The sequence below is a fragment of the Pseudomonas sp. GB2N2 genome (assembly GCF_054897705.1).
In genome coordinates, this window is the sequence record NZ_CM142701.1 from 467676 (window position 1) to 493428 (window position 25753).

The 25753-nt window shown below is 63.1% G+C and carries 2 protein-coding genes (1 of these 2 running past the window's edge); both read left to right on the forward strand.

The genetic code is table 11. The annotated features are described in order from the left end of the window. Complete coding sequence (locus tag ACYZT4_RS02235) at nt 1-12351, forward strand: non-ribosomal peptide synthetase (protein WP_461984902.1); 12351 nt, start codon at nt 1-3, stop codon at nt 12349-12351. Further along, nucleotides 12351-25753, forward strand: the 5' portion of a protein-coding gene (locus tag ACYZT4_RS02240; protein WP_461984903.1) for a non-ribosomal peptide synthase/polyketide synthase. Its footprint extends 55 nt past the window's final position; only the first 13403 of its 13458 coding nucleotides appear in the window; the start codon lies at nt 12351-12353; its stop codon lies beyond the right edge, outside the window. The genes ACYZT4_RS02235 and ACYZT4_RS02240 overlap by 1 nt, the downstream gene beginning before the upstream one ends.

A 25753-nucleotide genomic window follows, 5' to 3' on the forward strand; every position in this document is an offset into this window, starting at 1 on the left:
ATGAATGCTGAAGACTCCTTGAAACTTGCTCGCCGGTTTATCGGGTTGGCCCTGGAAAAGCGCCAGATGTTCCTCGCGGCCTTGCACAAGGAGGGCGTGGATTTCGCCCGGTTTCCGATTCCCCAGGGCGTCGAGGCCGAGGACCGTCAGGCGCTGTCCTACGCGCAGCAACGCATGTGGTTTCTCTGGCAACTGGACCCGCACAGCGGCGCCTACAACTTGCCGGGCGCGGTGCGTCTGACGGGGCGTTTGAACCGCTCGGCGCTGGACCAGGCGTTCGCCAGCCTGGTGGCCCGTCACGAAACCCTGCGCACGGTGTTCCAGCGGCAGGCCGACGCAACGTTGCTGCAGGTGCCGGCCTGTACCTCGCTGCAGATCGAGCACGTCGATTTCAGCGCACAGCCGCCCGATGAACGCGAACAAGCCGTTGCCCGGGCTGCCCAACAGCAATCACTGCTGCCGTTTGATCTGGCGGTCGGCCCGCTGCTGCGAGTGCAGTTGCTCAAGCTCGCCGAGCAGGAACATGTGCTGCTGTTGACCCTGCATCACATCGTCTCCGATGGCTGGTCGATGAATGTGCTGATCGACGAGTTCATCCGCTGTTACGACGCCCATGATGCTGGCCTGCAACCGCAGTTGGCAGCGCTGCCGATCCAGTACAGCGACTACGCGTTGTGGCAGCGTCGCTGGCTGGAAGCCGGCGAGCAGGCCCGGCAACTTGAATACTGGCAAGCGCAGCTGGGCGAGGAACACCCGGTGCTGGAATTGCCCACCGACCATCCGCGCCCGGCCATGCCGAGCTATCGCGGCACCCGCTACGAGTTCGGCCTCGACCCTCAATTGGCCGAGCAACTGCGCGCCGCCGCGCAGAAGCACAACGTCACCTTGTTCATGCTGTTGCTCGGTGCGTTCAATGTGCTGTTGCACCGCTACACCGGGCAGACCGACATCCGCATCGGCGTGCCGATCGCCAACCGCAATCGCGGCGAAATCGAAGGCCTGATCGGCTTCTTCGTCAACACCCAAGTGTTGCGCACGCAGCTGGGCGCTCAGACCCGCGTGGCGGATCTGCTCGGCGCCATCAAGGAAACCGCCCTCGGCGCGCAGGCCCATCAGGACTTGCCGTTCGAGCGCCTGGTCGAAGCCTTGAAGCTGGAGCGCAGCCTGAGCCACACCCCGCTGTTCCAGGTGATGTACAACCACCAGCCGCTGGTGGCGGACATTTCCACGGTCACTACCGCATCAGGTTTGGAGCTGGGCGCGATCGAGTGGGAAGGGCGCACCACCCAGTTCGACTTGACCCTCGACACCTATGAAAAGGCCGGCACGCTGCACGCCGCGCTGACCTACGCCAATGACCTGTTCGACGCCGCAACCCTCCAGCGCATGGCGCAACACTGGACCCGCCTGTTGCAGGGAATGGTCGGTGACAGCCAGCAACGCATCGGCGATTTGCCGCTGCTGGAAGCTGCGGAATACCAGCGCATCGTTCATGACTGGAACCGTATAGACGAAGGCTTCGCCGACAACCTGTGCATCCATGAATTGATCGCACTGCAGGTTGCTGCGACGCCGGATGCGCTGGCGGTGACCTTCGGTACGAAACAGTTGAGTTATGCCGAACTCGATGCGCAAGCCAACCGCCTGGCGCACAAGCTGATCGAAGCAGGCGTCGGCCCGGAAGTGCGGGTCGGCGTGGCGATGCAGCGTTCCGAGCAATTGCTGATCGCGCTGCTCGCGGTGCTCAAGGCCGGGGGTGCGTATGTGCCGCTCGATCCGGACTACCCGGCCGAGCGGGTCGCCTACATGCTCGAAGACAGCCGAGCTCTGCTGCTGTTGACCGAGCCAGCACTTGCGGCGCAATTCAACGTGGCGAGCGGCACTCAAGTGCTGCTGATGGGCGCCGCCGAAGGTTATCCCGACAGCGCGCCGCTGACTCGCGTCACCCCCGACAACCTCGCGTACGTAATCTACACCTCCGGTTCCACCGGCAAACCGAAAGGCGTAGCGATTGCCCATCGCAACGTGCTGGCGCTGATCGACTGGTCGCAATCGGTCTACAGCCGCGAAGATATTCGAGGCGTGCTGGCCTCCACTTCAGTGTGCTTCGACCTGTCGGTGTGGGAGCTGTTTGTCACCCTGGCCAACGGCGGCTCGCTGATCATCGCCCGCAATGCGCTGGAATTGCCGCTTTTGCCGGCGCGCGATCAAGTGCGCCTGATCAATACCGTGCCGTCGGCGATCAATGCGCTGCATGCCGCCGGGCAAATCCCGCCGGGCGTGCGCATCATCAATCTGGCGGGCGAGCCGCTGAAGCAGACGCTGGTCGATTCACTCTACGAACAATCAACGGTTAACCACGTCTACGACCTGTACGGCCCGTCGGAAGACACCACTTATTCCACGTGGACCCGCCGCACCGCAGGCGGCACGGCGAACATCGGCCGGCCGCTGAAACACACCGCCAGCTACCTGCTGGACGCCGACCTGCAGCCGGTGCCGCAAGGCGTGTCGGCGGAGTTGTACTTGGCCGGCGCCGGCATCACCCGTGGTTACCTGGGGCGTCCGGGCATGACCGCCGAGCGCTACGTGCCGAACCCGTTTGCCGGCCATGGCGAACGTCTGTACCGCACCGGCGACCTGACCCGTTATCAGCCCGACGGCAGGCTGCAATACGTCGGCCGCATCGACCATCAGGTCAAGGTGCGCGGCTTGCGTATCGAGCTCGGCGAAATCGAATCGCGCCTGCTGCAACTGGACGCGGTGCGCGAGCTGGCGGTCCTGGCCCAAGACGGCGCCAACGGTCAGCAATTGGTGGCCTACATCGTGCCGACCGATGCCGCTGTGCTGACGGGCGATGCCAATGTTCAAGCCGACCTGCGCGAAGTTCTCAAGGCTGCATTGCGTCAGCATTTGCCGGATTACATGGTCCCGGCTTACCTGGTATTTCTCGAAGCGCTGCCGCTGACACCCAACGGCAAACTCGACCGCAAGGCCTTGCCGGCGGTTGATGGCAGCCTGCAGCAGCGTGAACACGTCGCGCCGCGCACTGTCATGGAAAAATCCCTGGCGGCGATCTGGCAAGACGTTCTGGCCGTGGAAACGGTTGGTGTGGAAGATAACTTCTTCGAGCTCGGCGGTGACTCCATCGTCTCGATGCAAGTGGTCAGCCGTGCCCGTCAGACCGGGATCGTTTTAAGTCCCAAAGACTTGTTCCAGCACCAGACCGTCCGCAGCCTGGCGCAAGTCGCCCGTCACGGTGAACAGCATCGCATCGACCAAGGCCCGGCGGTGGGCGCCGTGCCCCTGGCGCCGGTGCAGCACGGGTTTTTTGCGCAGGACATCCCCGAGCGTCAGCACTGGAACCAGTCGCTGCTGCTGCTCCCGCGTGAAAAACTGGAGGCCGCCGCGCTGGATCAGGCGCTACTGCAGGTGCTCACGCATCACGACGGCTTGCGATTGCGTTTCCAAATGACGGCCGCTGGTTGGCAGCAAGCCTATGCCGAACCGTCCGCCGAGTCGGTATTGTGGCGGCGGCAGGCGCATTCGCACGAAACCCTGCAGACCCTGTGCGACGAAGCCCAGCGCAGCCTCAATCTGCGGGACGGTCCGTTGCTGCGGGCGATGTTGGTTGATCTGTCCGATGGTACCCAGCGCTTGCTGCTGGTCATTCATCACCTTGCGGTAGACGGCGTGTCGTGGCGGGTCTTGCTTGAGGATCTTCAGCAGGCCTACGGCCAGGCACGCGATGGCTCGACGCTCATGCCGGTGGCAAAAACCAGTTCATACCAGCACTGGGTAAAACGCCTGCACGATCACCTTCCCGCGTTCCACAACAGCCTCGATTACTGGCAGACACAACTGCGCGACGCACCGCAACGCGACTTGCCCTGCGATCACGCGGACGGCGCCCTGGAGAACCGCTTCGAGCAGAAAGTCGAGATCAAACTCGACGCCAGCCAGACCCGCAAACTCTTGCAACTGGCCCCGGCGGCGTATCGCACCCAGGTCAACGACCTGCTGCTCACGGCGCTGGCACGCACTGTTTGCCGCTGGACACAGCAGGGCAGCACGCCGATCCAGCTCGAAGGCCATGGCCGTGAGGATCTGTTCGGTGACATTGACCTGACCCGTACGGTGGGTTGGTTCACCAGCCTGTTCCCGGTCAACCTGACGCCGGGCGCGGACGTCAGTGCATCGATCAAAAGCATCAAGGAACAGCTGCGTGCCGTGCCGGACAAAGGCCTGGGTTATGGCGCGCTGCGCTACCTCGCGGAGCCAGCCATCGGCGCCGTACTGGCCGCCTTGCCCACGCCGCGCATCACCTTTAACTACCTCGGGCAGTTCGACCGTCAGTTCGATACCGCCGCGCTGTTTGAACCGTCGAGTGAAGGCAGTGGCACGGCGCAAGATCCGTCCGCGCCATTGGCCAACTGGTTGACCGTAGAAGGCCAGGTGTACGGCGGCGAGCTGTCGATGAGCTGGGGATTCAGCCGCGAGATGTTCGACACCTCCACCATCGAACAATTAGCCACCGACTATGCCGCGGAGCTCAACGCACTGGTCGACCATTGCTGCGCCCTCGACATTGCGCAAGCCACGCCGTCGGACTTCCCGCTGGCGCAACTCACGCAAGCGCAACTCGATGGCTTGCCGGTCAATGCCGGTTTGCTTGACGATCTTTATCCGTTGTCGCCGATGCAGCAAGGCCTGCTTTTCCACACCCTGTATGAGCAGACGGCGGGCGAGTACATCAACCAGTTGCGGGTCGACGTTCAGGGGCTTGATGCCGAACGTTTTCGCGTAGCCTGGCAGTCGACCGTCGACGCGCAGGATATTCTGCGCACGGGTTTTGTCTGGCAGGGCGAGCTGGAGCAGCCGATCCAGATCGTCCATAAACAGGTGCAATTGCCGTTCACCGTGCTTGACTGGCGCGAGCAAGGCGATCACGCGTTGGCGCTGAGCAAACTGGCGGATGCAGAACGCGAACAGGGTTTCGATCTCGGTCAGGCACCGTTGCTGCGGCTGGTGCTGGTGCACACTTCAGCGAACGGCTGGCACCTGATTTACACCCACCATCACATCCTGATGGATGGCTGGAGCAACTCGCAGTTGCTCGGCGAAGTCTTGCAGCGCTACAGCGGTCACACCCCGCCGGTCACGGTCGGGCGTTACGGTGATTACATTGGCTGGCTGCAACGTCAGAACCCACAAGCGAGCGAGGATTATTGGGGCGAGCAGCTTGCTTCTTTGGAAGAACCGACGCGGCTGGCGCAAGTGCTGTTCTGCAGCGAAACCCTGAGCGGCCACGGCGATCATTTCCAGACCCTGGACCTCAGCGCCACCCAACGCCTTGAAATATTTGCCCGGCAACAGAAAGTCACCCTCAATACCTTGGTACAAGCGGCGTGGCTGCTGTTGTTGCAACGCTATACCGGTCACGAAACCGTGGCCTTCGGTGCCACCGTCGCCGGTCGCCCGGCCGACTTGCCGGGCATCGAGCAACAGGTCGGCCTGTTCATCAACACTTTGCCGGTGATCGGCACGCCACGTCCGGATCAAACGGTCGCGGCGTGGCTACAAACGGTGCAGGCGCAAAACCTCAGCCTGCGCGACTTCGAGCACACGCCGTTGGCGGACATTCAACGCTGGGCCGGACAGAGTGGCGAAGCACTGTTCGACAACATCCTGGTGTTCGAGAACTACCCGATTGCCCGAGCGCTGCAACAAGGATCGGAGCAGGGCGTGGTGTTCGGTGAAGTGACCCACCTTGAACAATCACATTACCCGCTGAGCATCGCCGTGACCTTCGGCCAGACCCTGACCCTGCATTACAGCTTCGACCGGGCGCTGTTCCCGGGGGCCGTCATCGAGCGCATCAGCCAGCACTTGCTGCATTTGCTGGGACAGTTCGCCGAATCCGCTGATCGCCACTTGGGTGAAATTGCCCTGACCAGTGCCGCCGAACTGGCCGGGCAACAGGCTGCCAATCAGCCGCAGCCTTACCCGATAAACGTAGCGGTGCACCAGCGCATTGCCGAACTGGCGGCGCAGCGTCCCGAGCGCACAGCGGTGATTTTCGCCGGCCAGCACTTCAGCTACGGCGCCATCGATCAGCGCGCCAACCAACTGGCCCACGCGTTGATCGCGCGCGGTGTCGGACCGGAAACCAGGGTCGGCGTGGCCCTGCCGCGCAGTGAAGGCGTGATCGTCGCGCTGCTGGCAGTGCTCAAGGCCGGTGGCGCCTATGTGCCGTTGGACACCCGTTATCCGCTTGAACGCCTGGCGTATCTGATGGAAGACTCTGGCCTGGCATTGTTGCTGACCGACTCCTCAGTGTCTGCGCAATTACCGGTTCAGGCCTCAGTGGCAATGCTGCAACTCGACGGTCTCGACCTCGTTGATCAGCCGCTGACCGCGCCGCACATTCAGCTCGATCCGCAAAACCTCGCCTACGTGATTTACACCTCCGGTTCCACCGGCAACCCGAAAGGCGTGAGCGTCGCCCACGGCCCGCTGGCGATGCATTGCCAGGCCATCGGCGAACGCTACGAAATGCGCGACAGCGACTGCGAATTCCATTTCATGTCCTTCGCCTTCGACGGTGCCCATGAACGCTGGCTGACCAGCCTGACCCACGGTGCGTCGCTGCTGATTCGCGATGACAGCCTGTGGACCCCGGAGCAGACCTACAACGCCATGCGCGAGCACGGCGTGACGGTGGTGGCGTTCCCGCCGGTGTACCTGCAACAACTTGCCGAGCATGCCGAGCGCGAAGGTAACCCACCGAAGGTGCGGATCTATTGCTTCGGTGGCGATGCGGTGCCGGCCGCCAGCTTCGAACGGGTCAGGCGCGCTCTCGACCCCGACTACATCATCAACGGCTACGGCCCGACCGAAACCGTGGTCACGCCGCTGATCTGGAAGGCCGGGCGCGAGGTGCCGTGCGGCGCCGCGTATGCACCGATCGGCAGCCGCATCGGCGACCGCAGCGCCTACGTGCTCGACGCCGACCTGAATCTGCTGCCGCAAGGCATGGCCGGCGAGTTGTACCTTGGCGGCACCGGCCTGGCCCGGGGTTACCTGAACCGTCCGGGCCTGACGGCCGAGCGTTTTGTCGCCGATCCGTTCGGCATCGGCGGTGGTTTGCTTTACCGCACCGGCGACCTGGTGCGCCAGCGTATCGACGGCACGTTCGACTACCTGGATCGCATCGACAATCAGGTGAAAATCCGTGGGTTTCGCATTGAACTGGGGGAAATCGAAGCGCGTTTGCAAGCCTTGGCCGGTGTTCGCGAAGCCGTGGTCGTGGCCCAGGAAGGCAGCGCCGGTAGCGGCAAGCGTCTGGTGGCGTATGTGGTCGCCGATGTGGCCAATGCCGGGCGCGGCAATTTCGCCGAGACCCTGCGCGAGCAATTGAAAGTCGCATTGCCGGCGCACATGGTCCCGGCCTATGTGCTGGTGCTGGAACGCCTGCCGCTGACGCCGAACGGTAAACTCGATCGCAAGCACCTGCCCAAGCCTGACGTCAGCCAGTTGCAGCAAGCCTACGTCGCGCCGCAAAGCGCGCTGGAACAGCAACTGGCGACGATCTGGCAGGACGTGCTCAAGCTTGAGCACGTCGGCCTGAGCGATAATTTCTTCGAGCTCGGCGGCGACTCGATCATCTCGATTCAAGTGGTCAGCCGCGCCCGTCAGGCCGGCATTCGACTTACCCCCAAGGACCTGTTCCAACACCAGACCGTGCAGGCTTTGGCCTTGGTGTCGCGGGTTGGCGAACCGCTACAACTGATTGATCAGGGCCCCGTCACGGGCGAATTGGCGTTATTGCCGGTGCAGCGGCTGTTCTTCGAACAGAGCATTCCCAAGCGTCAGCACTGGAATCAGGCGGTGATGCTCAAGCCGACGCAAACCCTCGACGCCGGACTGCTGGAGCAGGCGCTCGGCGCGCTGGTGGCGCATCACGATGGTCTGCGCCTGAGCTTCGTCGAACAGGCCGATGGCTGGCGCGCCGACTACCGCTCGCTGAACAGCCAGACCGAAGCGCTGGTCTGGTCGGTGGACGTCGCCGACGCGGCCGGACTCGAAGCCGCCGCCAACACCGCGCAACGCAGTTTGAACCTGCACGACGGCCCGTTGCTGCGCGCGGTGCTGGCCAACCTCGATGACGGCAGCCAGCGACTGTTGCTGGTGATCCACCATTTGGTGGTGGACGGCGTGTCGTGGCGGATTCTGTTCGACGATGTGCAAACCGCCTACTGTCAATTGGCGCTGGGCGAGCCGGTGCGGCTGCCGGCAAAAACCAGTGCGGCCAAGGTCTGGGCGCAACACCTGCAAACTTATGCGCGCAGTGCGCCGTTGCAGCGTGAGCTGGCCGACTGGCAACAGCTATTGCACGGCGCCGACGTGGCGTTACCCATGGACAACCCCGACGGTGGGCTGCAAAACAAGCAGGCCCTGACCGTGCGTACGCAACTCAATCGCGACCTGACCCGTCAACTGCTGCAAGACGCCCCGGCGGCCTATCGCACCCAGGTCAACGATCTGCTGCTGACCGCGCTGGCCCGGGTCATGGTGCGCTGGACCGGCGCCGAAAGCGCGCTGATCCAGCTCGAAGGGCATGGCCGCGAAGAGCTGTTCGACGGGGTCGACCTGACCCGCACCGTGGGTTGGTTCACCAGCCTGTACCCGACCAGACTCACCCCGACGGCCGACCTCGGCGACTCGCTGAAACAGATCAAGGAACAGCTGCGCGCGATCCCCAACAAAGGCATTGGTTTTGGCGCGCTGGCCCATCTGGGTGACGACACTGCCCGTCAAGCCGTGGCCCGATTGCCAGTGCCGCGCCTGACCTTCAACTATCTGGGCCAGTTCGACGGCAGTTTCACTGAGGCCGACGGCGCCTTGTTCGTGCCGTCCAGCGAAGCAGCCGGCGATGAGCTGGACGCCGAGGCGCCGCTGGCCAATCAACTGGCGCTCAATGGTCAGGTGTATGGCGGCGAGCTGAATCTGGGCTGGACTTTCAGCCGCGACATGTTCCATGAAGCGACCATTCAGCGACTGGCCGACGACTACGCGCAGGAGTTGCAGGCACTGATCGGCCATTGCTGCCAGGCCGAGCACCACGGCGTTACGCCGTCGGACTTTCCGTTGGCGTCGTTGAACCAAGCTCAACTCGACCGTCTGCCGCTGCCGGCGCAGATGATCGAGGATGTGTACCCGCTGTCGCCCATGCAGCAGGGCATGCTGTTTCACGCGGTGTACGAAGAGACCTCGGGCGATTACATCAACCAGATGCGCCTGGACGTCGAAGGCCTGGAGCCCGAGCGTTTTCGTCAAGCCTGGCAAGCGACCGTCGCGGCCCACGACATTCTGCGCACGCGGTTTGTCTGGCAGGGCGAGCTGCCAACCCCGGTGCAGGTGGTCAGTAAACACGCGCCGCTGCCTTACAGCCTGCACGACCTGCGCGCTCACCCGCAGCCTGAACAGGCGCTGCAAGCGCTGGCCGACAGCGAGCGGCAAAACCTGAGCTTGAGTGATGCCAGCCTGCTGCGTTTGGTGATTGTGCGCCTCGAAGATCAGCGCCATCACCTGATCTACACCAACCACCACATCCTGATGGACGGCTGGAGCAATTCTCAGTTGCTCGGTGAAGTGCTGCAACGCTACAGCGGCCAAATCGTCGCGGCGAACAGCGGGCGTTATCGCGACTATATCGGCTGGTTGCAACGCCAGGATACGGCGGCCAGCGAAGCGTTCTGGACCCCGGTCCTGAGTCAGCTGGAGGAACCGACCCGCCTGGCGCAGACGGTCCCGCAACCAACGGCGGGCGCCGAAGGTTATGGCGATCATTTCCAGGTGCTGGATGCCGACCTGACCGCGCGACTGGGCGAGTTTGCCCGGGCCTCGAAAGTCACGCTCAACACCCTGGTGCAGGCGGCGTGGCTGTTGCTGCTGCAACGCTACAGCGGCAAAGACACCGTCGCGTTTGGCGCGACGGTCGCCGGTCGTCCGGCGGATTTGCCGGGCGTGGAGCAACAGATCGGCCTCTTCATCAACACCTTGCCGGTGATCGCCACGCCACGTGCGGAACAGTCGCTCGACCGCTGGCTGCAAGCGGTGCAAGCGCAGAATTTGGCGCTGCGCGAGTTCGAGCACACGCCGTTGTTCGATCTCCAGCGCTGGGCGGGGCAGGGCGGTGAAGCGCTGTTCGACACGTTGATGGTGTTCGAGAACTACCCGATCTCCCAGGTGCTGGAACAAGGCGCGCCGCAAGGGCTGCGTTTCGGCCCGGTGGCCAGCCACGAACAAACCAACTACCCGCTGACGTTGCTGGTGAGCCTGGACCAGCAACTGGCGCTGCATTTCAGCTATCAACGTGGCCAATTTGCCGCGCCGACTGTGGCGCAACTGGCGGAGCACATGCAGCACCTGCTGAGCCAGATGGCCGAGGGTGGACAACGTTGCCTCGCCGAGTTGGTCTTGCTGGATCAAGCTGAACAGCAGCGCATCGTTTATGACTGGAACCGTATAGACGAAGGCTTCGCCGACAACCTGTGCATCCATGAATTGATCGCACTGCAGGTTGCAGCGACGCCGGATGCGCTGGCGGTGACCTTCGGTACGAAACAGCTGAATTATGCCGAACTCGATGCGCAAGCCAACCGCTTGGCGCACAAGCTGATCGAAGCAGGCGTCGGCCCGGAAGTGCGGGTCGGCGTGGCGATGCAGCGTTCCGAGCAATTGCTGATCGCGCTGCTCGCGGTGCTCAAGGCCGGGGGTGCGTATGTGCCGCTCGATCCGGACTACCCGGCCGAGCGGGTCGCCTACATGCTCGAAGACAGCCGCGCTTTGTTGTTGCTGACCGAGCCGGCGGTGGCGGGGCAACTCAACGTGGCGAGCGGCACTCAAGTGCTGCTGATGGGCGCCGCCGAAGGTTATCCCGACAGCGCGCCGCTGACTCGCGTCACCCCCGACAACCTCGCGTACGTAATCTACACCTCCGGTTCCACCGGCAAACCCAAAGGCGTAGCGATTGCCCATCGCAACGTGCTGGCGCTGATCGACTGGTCGCAATCGGTGTACAGCCGCGAAGATATTCAAGGCGTGCTGGCCTCCACTTCAGTGTGCTTCGACCTGTCGGTGTGGGAGCTGTTTGTCACCCTAGCCAACGGCGGCTCGCTGATCATCGCCCGCAATGCGCTGGAATTGCCGCTTTTGCCAGCGCGCGATCAAGTGCGCCTGATCAATACCGTGCCGTCGGCGATCAATGCGCTGCATGCCGCCGGGCAAATCCCGCCGGGCGTGCGCATCATCAATCTGGCGGGCGAGCCGCTGAAGCAGACGCTGGTCGATTCACTCTACGAACAATCAACGGTCAACCACGTCTACGACCTGTACGGCCCGTCGGAAGACACCACTTATTCCACGTGGACCCGCCGCACCGCAGGCGGCATGGCGAACATCGGTCGGCCGCTGAAACACACCGCCAGCTACCTGCTGGACGCCGACCTGCAGCCGGTGCCGCAAGGCGTGTCGGCGGAGTTGTACTTGGCCGGCGCCGGCATCACCCGTGGTTACCTGGGGCGTCCGGGCATGACCGCCGAGCGCTACGTGCCCAACCCGTTCGCCGGCCATGGCGAACGTCTGTACCGCACCGGCGACCTGAGCCGTTATCAGGACGACGGCGTGATCGAGTACCGCGGCCGCATCGACCATCAGGTGAAGGTCCGTGGCTTGCGTATCGAGCTGAGTGAAATCGAAGCGCGCCTGTTGCAACAGCCTACCGTCAGCGATGTGGCGGTGCTGGCCCAGGAAGCCCTCGGTGGTCAGCAATTGGTGGCCTACGTGGTCCCCGCGCAACTGGCCCTTGACGACGCCGACGCGCAACGCCGCCTGCGCGCCGAACTCAAGGCGCGACTCAAGGACAGCCTGCCTGAGTACATGGTGCCGGCTCACGTGCTATTCATCGCGCAACTGCCGCTGACCCCCAACGGCAAGCTCGATCGCAAGGCCTTGCCGGCGGTGGACGCCAGCCAGTTGCAGGCCGGCTATGTCGCGCCGGTCAGCGAACTTCAGCAGCAAGTCGCGGCGATCTGGCAGCAAGTGCTGGACCTCGAACGCGTCGGCCTGCACGACCACTTCTTCGAGCTCGGCGGGCACTCGCTGCTGGCGGTCAATGTGGTCTCTCGGCTGCAACTGGAATTGGGGCTGAAACTGACCCCGCAACTGATTTTTCAACACCCCGTACTTATGGACTTCGTCAGCCAACTGGCCATCGACGGTGAGCAGGTCGATACCGCGAAACTGAGCAAGCTGGACGCCCTGCTTGACGAAATGGAGGAAGCTTGATGGACACCAATGTCGCTTTGAAAATCGCCCGGCGCTTCATTACTTTGCCGCTCGACAAGCGCAGGGTGTACCTGCAAAAGATGCTCGAAGAAGGGGTGTCGCCGGCCAACTTGCCGATCCCGGAAACCCAATCGCAGTTTGATCCGGTGCCGCTGTCCTTTGCCCAGGAACGCCAATGGTTTCTCTGGCAAATGGACCCCGACAGTGCCGCCTACAACATTCCCACCGCCCTGCAATTGCACGGTGACCTCGTCGTGGCAGCACTTGAACGCGGCTTCAACAGCCTGATCGAGCGCCATCAAAGCTTGCGCACCACTTTCTTGCAGCAGGACGACTGTGCGGTGCAGGTGATTCATCCGCAGATGACGCTGACGATCAACGTCCAGGAACTGGATCAAACGCTGCCGACCGAAGAACAGATCGAGGCGTTTGTTGCCGCGCAGATCGCGCAGCCCTTCGACCTGATCAACGGACCGCTGCTGCGCGTCAGCCTGCTGCGCCTCGGCGCCCAGGACCATGTGCTGACGTTGACCCAGCACCACATCGCGTCCGATGGCGGGTCGATGCGGGTCATGGTCGAGGAGCTGCTGCACCTGTATGGCGCTTTCCGTCAGGGCCAGGAATCGGCGCTGCCACCGCTGTCGATCCAGTACGCCGATTACGGCATCTGGCAACGACACTGGATGGAGGCCGGCGAACGCGAGCGCCAATTGAGCTACTGGCACACCCAATTGGGCACCGATCATCCGGTGCTGGAATTGCCCGCCGACCATCCGCGCCCGGCGGTGCAAAGCCTGCGCGGTTCGCGGGTCGAACTGGCGTTGCCGGCATCATTGGCCGAGCAACTGCGGGCCGTGGCCAAAACGCAGAACGTCACGCTGTTCATGCTGTTGCTGGCCTCGTTTCAGACCTTGCTCCACCGTTACAGCGGTCAGGCCGACATTCGTGTCGGCGTACCCACCGCCAACCGCAACCGGGTCGAAACCGAGCGCCTCGTCGGCTTCTTCGTCAACACCCAGGTGCTGCGCACCGAGTTTGATCCACAAGCGCGCTTCAGCACGCTGCTGTCCCAGGTCAAGGACACTGCGATAGCAGCGCAGGCCCATCAAGACCTGCCGTTCGAACAACTGGTGGAAGCGCTGCAACCGGAACGCAGCCTCAGTTACAGCCCGCTGTTCCAGGTCATGTACAACCACCAGAGCAGTGGCGCGACCCGCCGTGCCCAGACGGCCGATTCGTCGGGCCTGACCCTCCGCCATCTGCATCAACCGGCGCGCACCGCGCAGTTCGACCTGACCCTGGAAACTTTCGACGGTGCCGAAGGCCTCAGTGCGCAGCTGACCTACGCCACCGATCTGTTCGATCACACCACCATCGAACGGCTGGCCCGGCACTGGCAAACCCTGCTGGGCAGCATCGTCGCCGATCCGCAGCAACGGGTCGGCGAACTGGCGCTGCTCGACGCGAACGAGCAACAGCAAGTGCTGGTGGACTGGAACCACAGCGCCGCCGACTACCCGACCGACCGTTGCATCCATCAGTTGATCGAAGCCCAGGCCTTGCGCACGCCGCAGGCCACGGCGCTGGTGTTCGACGGGCAATCGCTGGATTACGCGCAGCTCAACCGTCAGGCCAATCAATTGGCCCATCGCCTGATCGAACTCGGCGTCGGCCCGGATCGGCTGGTCGGCATTGCCGTCGACCGCAGCCTGGAAATGCTTGTCGGGCTGTTGGCGATTCTCAAGGCCGGCGGCGCCTACGTGCCGCTGGACCCGCAATATCCGCAGGACCGGCTGGCGCACATGATCGAGGACAGCGGCCTTCAATTGCTCCTGACCCAGGCGCATCTGATCGGACAAATGCCGATTCCGCACGACGTACAAACACTGCTACTCGACCCGCACGGCAAGCACGCCCGTGGCTACAGCGAGGCCGATCCGCACGTCGCCATCGATGGCGAAAACCTTGCGTATGCGATTTACACTTCCGGCTCCACCGGCAAGCCCAAAGGCGTGATGGTGCGCCATCGGTCGCTGGTGAACTTCGTGACCAGCATGGTGAGCGAACCGGGGCTGGCGGCCCGGGACCGCATGCTGTCGCTGACCACGTTTTCGTTCGATATTTTCGGCCTGGAAATCTACGGCCCATTGCTGTGCGGTGCCCGCGTGGTGCTGGTGGACAAGCAGACCGCTCAGGACCCGCAAGCCTTGCTGGAGATGATCCGCCAGCAGCAGGTCACGGTGGTGCAAGCCACGCCGTCGACCTGGCGCATGCTGCTCGATCACGAACAGGCGCCGATCCTGCGCGGCTGCAAATTGCTCTGTGGCGGTGAAGCGCTGGCCGATGATCTGGCCCAGCGCATGCTTGGCCTGGCGGGGCAGGTGTGGAACCTCTATGGCCCGACCGAAACCACGATCTGGTCGGCGACCTGGCAACTGACTCCGTCACAACATCAGCCATATCTGGGCAAACCGATTGCCAACACCACGCTGTACATCCTCGGTGACGAGCTTGCGCCGAACCCGGCAGGTGCCATCGGCGAATTGCTGATCGGCGGCGATGGCCTGGCGCGTGGGTATCACGACCGTCCGGCGATGACCGCCGAGCGCTTCCTGCCCGATCCATTCGGCAATGGCGCGCGGCTGTATCGCACCGGAGACCTCGCACGCCATCGACATGACGGCGTGCTCGAGTACGTGGGCCGCATCGACCATCAGGTGAAGATCCGCGGCTTCCGTATCGAACTTGGTGAAATCGAAGCGCGTCTGCTCGAACAATCGGCGGTGCGCGAAGTGGCAGTGCTGGCGCAAGAAGCCTTGGGCGGTCAGCAATTGGTCGCCTACGTGGTCTCGCCGCAACTGGACCTGACTTGCGCTGACGATCAACAACGCTTGCGCGATGAGTTAAAGGCGGCGATCAAGGCATGCCTGCCGGAATTCATGGTGCCGGCGCACCTGCTGTTTCTTGAGCGTCTGCCATTGACCCCGAACGGCAAGCTCAACCGCCAGGCGCTGCCAGCGGTGGATGTCGGCCAGTTGCAAGTGCATTACCTGGCGCCGCACAGCGAGCGCGAGCAGCAGGTCGCGGCGATCTGGCAGGACGTGCTCAAGCTCGACCGCGTGGGTTTGACCGACAACTTCTTCGAACTCGGCGGGCACTCGCTGCTGGTCACGCAAGTGGTGTCGCGCGTGCGTCGGTTGCTGAACATTCAGGTGCCGTTGCGCAGCCTGTTCGAACACAGCGTCCTGCAGGATTTCGTCCGCGCGCTGGACGTCGGGCAGGGCGAGCAGCCACCGGCGATCACCCGCGTTGCGCGGGACCAACCGCTGGCGCTGTCCTTCGCTCAGGAGCGTCAATGGTTCCTGTGGAAAATGGACCCCGACAGCGCCGCCTATAACATTCCCACCGCCGTGCGCCTGCGGGGCGCGCTGGACAAATCGGCGCTGCAACGCAGCTTCCAGGCACTGGTCGAACGCCACGAAAGCCTGCGCACCGCGTTCATCGAGGAAGACGGACAGACCTTGCAAGTGATCCAGACGCAAGGGCGTGTCAGCTTCACCGAGCAGCGTTTGGCGGTCGGCGACGAGGCGAACATCAAGCGGTTTTTCGAGGCGGAAACTCAACGTCCGTTTGACTTGCACGACGGTTCACTGGTGCGCTGCGTGCTGTTGCAGGTTGGCGAGCAGGATCACGTTTTGGTGCTGACGCTGCACCACATTGTGTCCGATGCCTGGTCGTTGCAGGTGATGATCGACGACCTGCTGGCGCTGTATTCGGCGGTCGAACTGCCGGCGCTGCCGGTGCAATACGCCGACTACGCCGTGTGGCAACGCCAATGGATGGCGGCCGGCGAGCGGGATCGTCAGTTGAACTACTGGACTCAACAATTGGGCCGCGAACAACCGCTGCTGGAATTGCCGACCGATCATCCGCGTCCGGCGCAGCAAAGTTTCCGTGGCGCACGCCTGCCGATTCACATCGACGATGCTTTAGCCGTTGGGCTGAAAGCCTTGGCCCGCCGCGAAAACGTCACCCTGTTCATGCTGTTGCTCGGCTCGTTCCAGACCCTGCTGCATCGCTACAGCGGTCAGGCGGACATCCGCGTCGGCGTGCCGATTGCTAACCGCAACCGCCTGGAAACCGAGCGCCTGATCGGCTTCTTCGTCAACACCCAGGTGCTGCGTGCCGAGTTCGATGCCGAGCTGACGGCGGCGCAGTTGCTACAGCAGGTCAAGCACACGGCGATGGCGGCGCAGATGCACCAGGACTTGCCGTTCGAGCAGCTTGTTGATGCCTTGCAGGTCCAACGCAACCTCAGCCACAGCCCGTTGTTCCAGGCAATGTTCAACCATCGCAGCGAAGCCGAATCGACCCTGGCCCCGGCGTTGCCGGGCATCGAACTGGAAAACCTCAGTGGGGAGCACCGCAACGCGCAATTCGACCTCACCCTGGACACCAGCGATAACCCGCAGGGGCTGCACGCCTCGCTGACTTACGCCACGGATTTGTTCGAGCCTCCGACGATTGAGCGCATGGGGCGTCACTGGCTGAAGCTGCTGCGCCATCTGGTGGCAGACATCAACTGTTCGGTGGCGCAACTGACGCTGCTGGATGAACACGAACGCCAACACATGCTGCGCGACTGGAACGCCACCGCCGCCGACTACCCGCTGCAACGCCCGGTGCACCTGCTGATCGAGGATCAGGTTGGGAAAACCCCGGACGCCTGTGCGCTGGTGTTTGGCGAGCAACGCTTGAGCTACGCCGCACTCAACGTCCGGGCCAACCGGTTGGCGCATCGATTGATCGAGCAGGGCGTCGGGCCGGACGTGCGGGTGGGCATCGCCGCCGAACGTTCAGTGGAAATGGTCGTTGGCCTGCTGGCGATCCTCAAGGCCGGCGGCGCCTATGTGCCGCTGGACCCGGAATACCCCTCGGAGCGTCTGGCCTACATGTTTGAAGACAGCGGCATTCAATTGTTGCTGACGCAAAATCATCTGCTCGGGCAACTGCCGATTCCCGCCGGTATTCACAGCCTGGTGCTGGATCAGGATAACGACTGGCTCGACCGGCGAAGCGAGGCCAATCCACAGCCGATCCTCGACGGCGAAAACCTCGCCTACGTGATCTACACCTCCGGTTCCACCGGCCAACCCAAGGGCGCGGCCAACCGCCATTCGGCGCTGGTCAACCGTTTGTGCTGGATGCAACAGGCGTATCGACTTGATGCCTCGGACAAAGTGCTGCAAAAGACCCCGTTCAGTTTCGACGTGTCGGTCTGGGAGTTCTTCTGGCCGTTGCTGACCGGTTCGACGCTGGTGGTCGCGGCCCCGGGCGCGCACCGCGATCCGGCGCAACTGATCGAACTGATCACCGCGCAACAGATCACCACGCTGCACTTCGTGCCGTCGATGTTGCAGATGTTCGTGCAAGACCCGGCCGTGGCCGCCTGCACCAGCCTGACCCGCATCATTTGCAGCGGCGAAGCGCTGCAAGTCGACGCGCAGCAGCAGGTGTTCGCCCAGTTGCCGAACGCCGGGCTGTATAACCTTTACGGCCCGACTGAAGCCGCGATCGACGTCACTCACTGGACCTGCATTGACGAAGGCCACGACGTGGTGCCGATCGGTCAGCCGATTGCCAACGTGAGCACCTACGTCCTCGACGCCGAGCTGGCGCCGCTGCCGGTCGGTGTGACCGGTGAGCTGTACCTCGGCGGCGAGGGCCTGGCCCGTGGTTACCACCGTCGACCGTCGTTGACCGCCGAACGTTTCGTCACCAGCCCGTTCGGCAACGGCCAGCGCCTGTACCGTACCGGCGACCTCGCGCGCTACCGTGCCGACGGCGTGATCGAGTACGCCGGGCGCATCGACCATCAAGTGAAAATCCGTGGCTTGCGCATTGAACTGGGCGAGATCGAGGCGCGTCTGGCCGAACACGCCGAGGTCCGCGAAACCGTGGTCATCGCCCAGGACGGAACCCTGCTGGTGGCCTACGTGGTACCACAACGTGCGGCGCTGCTCAGCGCCGACGACGCCACCCGTCAGGCCATTCAGCACACCTTAAAAGTGCATCTGAGCCAGAGCCTGCCGGAATACATGGTGCCGCAGCATTGGCTTTGGCTGGAGAGAATGCCGGTCAGCCCCAACGGCAAACTGGAGCGCAAGGCCCTGCCAAAAGCCGACACCAGCGTCAGCCGCCACGCCTACAGCGCGCCGACCACTAGCACCGAACAGGCGCTGGTAGAGATCTGGCAAAGCGTGCTTGGACGCAACCCCGTGGGCATCAGCGACAACTTCTTTGAGCTGGGCGGCGATTCGATCATCTCGATTCAAGTGGTCAGCCGCGCCCGTCAGGCAGGGATTCATTTCAGCCCGAAAGACCTGTTCCTGCACCAGACAGTGCAAAGCCTGGCGGCCGTGGCCACGGTCGGCCAGGCGACGCTGAATATTGATCAGGGACCGGTCAGCGGGCGGACGCCGTTGTTGCCGTTCCAGCAATTGTTCTTCGAGCGTGAACTGGCCGAGCCGCATCACTGGAACCAGTCGGTGCTGCTCAAATCCGCACGAACGTTGCACGCCGGGTATTTGGAGCAGGCATTAGAAGCACTGGTGGCGCATCACGATGCATTGCGTCTGGCGTTCACGGTCGAGGGCGGTGCCTGGGTCGCAACGCATCGCTCACAGGATGAACAACACGAGACCGTGTTGTGGCAGGCAGACGTCGCGGATGCGGCAGCGCTTGAACAGCTCGCCGAGCAAGCCCAGCGCAGCCTCGACCTGGCCAGCGGCACGCTGTTGCGCGCGGTGCTGGCGAACATGGCCGATGGCAGCCAGCGCTTGCTGCTGGTGATCCATCACTTGGTGGTGGACGGCGTGTCGTGGCGGATTTTGCTGGAAGACCTGCAACAGGCGTACGAGCAGTTCCACGCGGGCCATCCGCTCAAGTTGCCGGCCAAGACCAGCGCCACGCAGGCTTGGGCGCACCGCTTGAAAACACATGCCGACAGCGCACCGATGCAAGAACAGCTTGCGTTCTGGACAACGAAGCTACAGGGCGCAAGCCAGAATCTGCCCTGTGATCGGCCGCAGTCTGAATTGCACAATCGTCACGCGCTGCACGTGCAGACCCGCCTGGACAAGGAACAGACCCGCAAGCTGTTGCAGGACGCGCCCGCGGCCTATCGCACGCAGATCAATGACCTGCTGTTGACCGCACTGGCGCGGGTGATCGGCGAGTGGACGGGCGACGCGTCGACCCTGATCCAGCTCGAAGGCCATGGTCGCGAAGCCCTGTTCGAAAAGCTCGACCTGAGCCGCAGTGTCGGCTGGTTCACCAGCCTGTTCCCGGTGCGCCTGACCACGGCGACCGAACCGGGTGCGTCGATCAAGGCCATCAAGGAACAACTGCGCGCGATTCCCGACAAGGGCCTGGGTTTCGGTGCGTTGCGCTACCTCGGCAACGACTTGACGCGGCAAGCGCTCAAAGACCTGCCGGTGCCGCGCATCACCTTCAACTACCTCGGCCAGTTCGACGCCGGGTTTGCCGGGGACTCCGGCGTATTGCTGACCCCGGCCACCGAGTCCGCCGGCGCCAATCAGAGCCCGCTGGCCACGCTGGATAACTGGCTGACCCTGAACGGCCGGGTGTATGCCGGCGAGTTGAGCATTGGCTGGACCTTCAGCGGTCAGATGTTCGATGAAGCGACCATCGAAAGATTGGCGCATGCCTACGCCCGGGAACTTGAGCTGTTGATCGAGCACTGCTGCGAGCCTTCGCATCAAGGCCTGACGCCCTCCGACTTCCCGTTGGCCGGGCTGACGCAACAGCAACTCGACAGCCTGACGGTCACGCCACGGCAGATCGAAGACATCTACCCACTGTCACCGATGCAGCAGGGCATGCTGTTCCACACGCTGTACGAGCAACAGCCCGGCGATTACATCAATCAGCTGTGCGTCGACGTCGACGGTCTGTACGTCGAGCGTTTCCGCGATGCCTGGCAAGGCACAATGGATGCCCATGATGTAGTGCGCAGCAGTTTTATCTGGGACGGCGAATTGCAGCGTCCGTTGCAAGTGATCCACAAGGATTTGCGCGTGCCGTTCAGCGTCCTTGACTGGCGCGACCGCAGTGATCTGCCGCAGGCGCTCAACCAGTTGGCGACCGAGCAACGCCAGCAGGGCTTCGATCTGCGCGACGCGCCGTTGCTGCGCTTGCTGGTGGTACGGGTCAGCGTCGAGGGTTATCACCTGATCTACACCAGCCATCACATTCTGATGGACGGCTGGAGCAATTCGCAGTTGCTGGGCGAGGTGCTGCAACGCTACAACGGGCAGGCCCCGGCGATCAGCGTAGGGCGTTATCGCGACTACATCGAGTGGCTGGCTCGTCAGGATTCGCAAGTCAGTGAAAACTTCTGGAAGGCGCAACTGGCGAGTTACGCCGAGCCGACCTGTCTGGCAAAAGCGCTGCTTCACAGCGCCAGTGACGTGACCGGTCAGGGCGAGTATTTCCTCAATCTGAATGCCGAACGCACCGCCAGCCTCAACCAATTTTCCCGGGCGCAAAAAGTCACCGCCAACACCTTGGTGCAGGCCGCGTGGCTGCTGTTGCTGCAGCGTTGCACCGGGCAGGACACGGTCAGCTTCGGCGCCACGGTCTCCGGGCGTCCGGCGCAGTTGGACAGCGTCGAGCAGCAGATCGGCCTGTTCATCAACACCTTGCCGGTGATCGCCAGCCCGCGTGCCGAGCAGCCGTTGGCGCAATGGTTGCAACAGGTGCAGGCGCAAAACCTGCTGCTGCGCGAGCAGGAACATACGCCCCTATTCGACATCCAGCGCTGGGCCGGGCAGGGCGGTGAAGCACTGTTCGACTCGATCCTGGTGTTCGAGAACTACCCGGTTGCCGACGCGTTGCAACAGGGCGCGTCTCACCACCTGCATTTCGGCGCTGTGGCGAACTTCGAACAGACCAACTACCCGCTGACGCTGTCGGTGACGCTCGGCACGCAATTGTCGTTGCAGTTCAGCTACGACCGTCAACAGTTCGATGGCGCGGTGATCGAGCGATTGGGCGCGTGCCTCGACCAGCTCCTGCAGCAGATGGTGAACGCACCGGCCGAGCGTTGCCTCGGTGAATTGACTCTGGTGCCGGTGGCGCTGCGCGAAGTTTTGGTGCAACCGAGCGACGAACATTGTGTGCAGCAACTGTTCGAGCATCAGGCGGCCAAGACCCCGGAGGCATTGGCGTTGATCTACAACGAACAACGCCTGAGCTACGCCGATCTCAACAGCCAGGCCAACCAGTTGGCGCGGGTGCTGGTGCAGCACGGCGTCGGCCCCGATGTGCGGGTGGGCATCGCGGTCGAGCGTTCGCCCCAGATGATCGTAAGCCTGTTGGCGGTGCTCAAGGCCGGTGGTGCTTATGTGCCGCTGGACCCGGAGTACCCGGCCGAGCGCCTGGGGGCGATGATCGAGGACAGCGGTCTGCGCGTGTTGCTGACCCAGAGTCATTTACGAGGCGCGCTGCCGGCCACGAAACACGTCACTGTGCTCAGCCTCGATCACTTGGAGTGGCCGCAGCAGAACGACAACCTGCCGGTCCGTTGCAGCCCGCAGAACCTCGCCTACGTCATGTTCACTTCCGGTTCCACTGGGCGCCCCAAAGGCGTGGCCATCGACCATTCAGCACTGTCCCGGCACACCCAGGTGACCGTGGGTTTCCATGATCTCAGCGCGGCGGATCGTGGTTTGCAATTTGCCACGTTCAATTTCGATGCCTTCGTCGAGCAGCTTTATCCACCGCTGATTTGCGGGGCGTCGGTGGTGCTGCGCGGACCGGAGATCTGGGACAGTGAAACCTGGCACCGTGAAGTGCTGGAGAAACAGATCACCGTCAGCGACCTGACCACGGCCTACTGGACCATGCTGGTCAAGGACTTCGCAGCCTCGGCGCCGCGTGATTACGGCGTGCTGCGCCTGGTCAGCGTCGGAGGCGAAGCGATGCCTCCGGAGGGCGTGGCCACCTGGGCCAATGCCGGCCTCGGCCACGTGCGCCTGCTCAACACCTACGGCCCGACCGAAGCCACGGTCAGCGCCACCGAACTCGATTGCAGCGACTACGCGCTGGGCCATCGCCCATTGCCGGCGACCATGCCGATCGGCCAGGCCTTGCAGGGACGCGGCTTGCACGTGCTGGACATCCACGGCCAACCGGCCCCGGTCGGTGTGGTTGGTGAACTGGTGATCGGCGGCGAGTTGCTGGCCCGGGGTTATTTCAACCGCGCGGACCTGACCGCCGAGCGCTTCATTCCCGATCCGTTCGATCCGCTCGGTGGCGGTCGCCTCTATCGCACCGGTGACCTGGCGCGTTATCGCACCGACAACTTGATCGACTACGTCGGGCGTCTCGACCACCAAGTGAAGATCCGTGGCTTGCGCATTGAGCTCGGTGAAATCGAAACCCATCTGCTCCGGTCACCGTCGGTGCGTCAAGCGCTGGTGGTGGCGCAACCGGCGGCGATCGGTCAGCAACTGGTCGCCTACGTCGCGTTCGATGACCCGGCACTGGCCCGTGGCAACGCGGCGGCTCAGGCGAGTCTGCGCGATGAACTCAAGGCACGGCTGCGGGCCAGCCTGCCGGATTACATGGTGCCGACGCACGTGCTGTTGCTCGAAACCCTGCCGATGAGCCCCAACGGCAAGATCGACCGCAACGCCTTGCCGCGTGTCGATGCCACGGCGGCCAGCGGCGAGTTTGTCGCTCCGGTCGGCACGCTGGAACAGCAGATCGCCACGGTCTGGCGAGAGGTGCTGGAGCTGGAGGCGGTCGGGCGTAACGATCACTTCTTTGAATTGGGCGGGCATTCGTTGCTGGCGACCCAGGCGGTTTCGCGCCTGCGCAAACTCAGCGATTGCCCGTTGAACCTGCGCGACCTGTTCAGCCATCCACGGTTGCAGGATCTGGCGACTTGGATGCAGACCCAGGCGAAGCCTGTTGTCGAGGTTGCGCAATTAGTAGCCCACGGCAACAAAAGCGTCGCGCCGCTTTCACTGGTGCAACGCCGCTTGTGGATCGCCGAGCAACTGTCCGGTGGCACATCGGCCTATGGCATGCCGATGGCGTTGCGCTTGCGCGGCGAGCTGTCGGTCGAGCGTCTGCTGAGCAGTTTCGCCGAGGTGGTGAGCCGCCATGAAGTGCTGCGTACGGCTTACTCACAGAATGACGAAGGCGACCCGATTGCTTTGATTGCCGAACAGGTCGAGGTCGATTTCCCGGCCACCGATTTGTCCGGATTGTCCCGCAGTGTTCAGGAAGAATTTGTGGCACACGCGGCGCTGGAAAATGCGCGAACACCCATCGATCTGGAGCAGGCGCCGTTGTGGCGCGGGCGAATCCTGAACCTGGCGCCGACCGAACACGTGTTGCTGTATTGCATGCACCACATCATTTCCGATGGCTGGTCGATGGGCGTGCTGATCAACGAACTGGTGCAGATTTACGACGCGGCCCAACACGGCGATCCCACGCCCTTGCCGGCACTGGACGTGCAGTATTCCGACTTCGCCCTGTGGCAACGGGCGCTCGAAGAACAAGGCGTTATGGGTCAGCAGGCAGCGTATTGGAGAGACACGCTCAAGGGTTACAGCGGCCAGTTGCCGTTGCCGCTGGACACGCCGCGCGGGCCGGTGTCGTCGTATGAGGGCGATGCGGTGCAATTCCGCCTCACCCGCGACTTGACCCATGCCTTGCGCACAGTTGCCAAAGACGCTGGCGTCACCTTGTACAGCACGCTGCTGGCGTCATTCCAGGTGCTGCTGCACCAGGTCAGTGGCGCGGCGGATGTGCTGGTCGGCGCCGATGTCGCCGGTCGCGAGCAGGCCGAACTTGAACGGCTGATCGGCTTCTTCGTTAACGTCCTGCCGCTACGTTCGCGCTTCGACGCGGCCGCGCCGTTCTCGACGTTCCTCAGCCGTACGCAGGACACCTTGCTCGGTGCGCTGGAGCATCAGGACTTGCCATTCGACATGATCGTCGACGCCTCCGGACTGCCGCGTCACAAGGGCATGAACCCGCTGGTGCAGGTGCTGTTCGTGATGAACAACCTGCCGGGAAGCGTGCAAGCCATGGGCGGTTTGAGCGTGGAAACGCTGCCGGCACTGGAGACCCATTCTAAATTCGACATGGCGTTGTTCGTTGACGATGAAGAAGGGCAATTGCTGGGTCATTGGCAATTCGCCACAACCTTGTTCGGACACGAGCGCATTCAGTCCCTGGTCAAGGCCTGGATAGCCCTGTTGGAACAGATCGTCGCTGATCAGGACATTCAATTGGGAGCTATCAGCATGCCAGTCGACAATGTGGCCGTCGCCACCAAGCCCGCTGCGCCGGGACCGAAAGCCGACAAACTGGGCAAATTCCTCAAACGCTCTGCCACCACGGCGGCCAAGCCCCGGCCAGCGCCGGTGCGTGAATCACTGCTGGCCGCGCCGCAACCGTTTCCCTTGTTGCTGGAGCCGAACGAGCCGCACCTGGACCTGATCGAGTGGATCAACCGCAACCGGCCATTGATCGAGCAGAAGCTGGCCGCACATGCCGGCATTCTGTTCCGCGGTTTCCGGCTGGACGGCATCCAGGGTTTTGAAGCCTTCGCCGAAGCGATCCAGCCGGGCCTTTACGGGCAGTATGGCGACTTGCCGAAGAAGGAAGGCGGCAAGAACACCTACCGCTCCACGCCGTACCCGGAACGCAAGATGATCCTGTTCCACAACGAGAGCTCCCATCAGGACCGCTGGCCGCGCAAGCAGATGTTCTATTGCGAGCAGGCAGCGCTGGCGGGCGGTGCGACGCCGGTGGTCGATTGCCGGTTGATGTACGAAAAACTGCCGGCGGACCTGCGTGACAAGTTTGAAGACAAAGGCTTGCTCTACGTGCGCACGTTTACCGACAAGCTCGACGTGTCGTGGCAGCACTTCTTCAAGACCGAGGACCGTGCCGAAGTCGAGGCCCGGTGCCGCGCCGGCGGCATCGAATGGCGCTGGCTCGACAACGATGAATTGCAGACCCGCACGCCGGGGCCGGCGATCATTCGTCACCCGGTGACGGGGGCCAAATCGTTCTTTAACCAAGTGCAACTGCATCACATCTATTGGCTGGAGCCGGATGTGCGCGAAGACCTGCTGTCGATGTTCGGCCTGGGGCGCATGCCGCGTCACGTGTATTACGGCGACGGCACGCCGATCGAAGACGAGGTGATGCAACGCATCGGTGAACTGTACGAGGAATGCGCGGTGCGCTTCGACTGGCAAAAAGGCGATGCGATCCTGCTCGACAATATGCTCGTGGCCCACGCCCGCGACCCGTACGAAGGCCCGCGCAAAATGGTCGTGGCCATGGGCGA

Coding starts and splice junctions, on each gene's coding strand:
- ACYZT4_RS02235 (WP_461984902.1), top strand. CDS start 1: ATGAATGCTGAAGACTCCTTGAAACTTGCTCGCCGGTTTATCGGGTTG.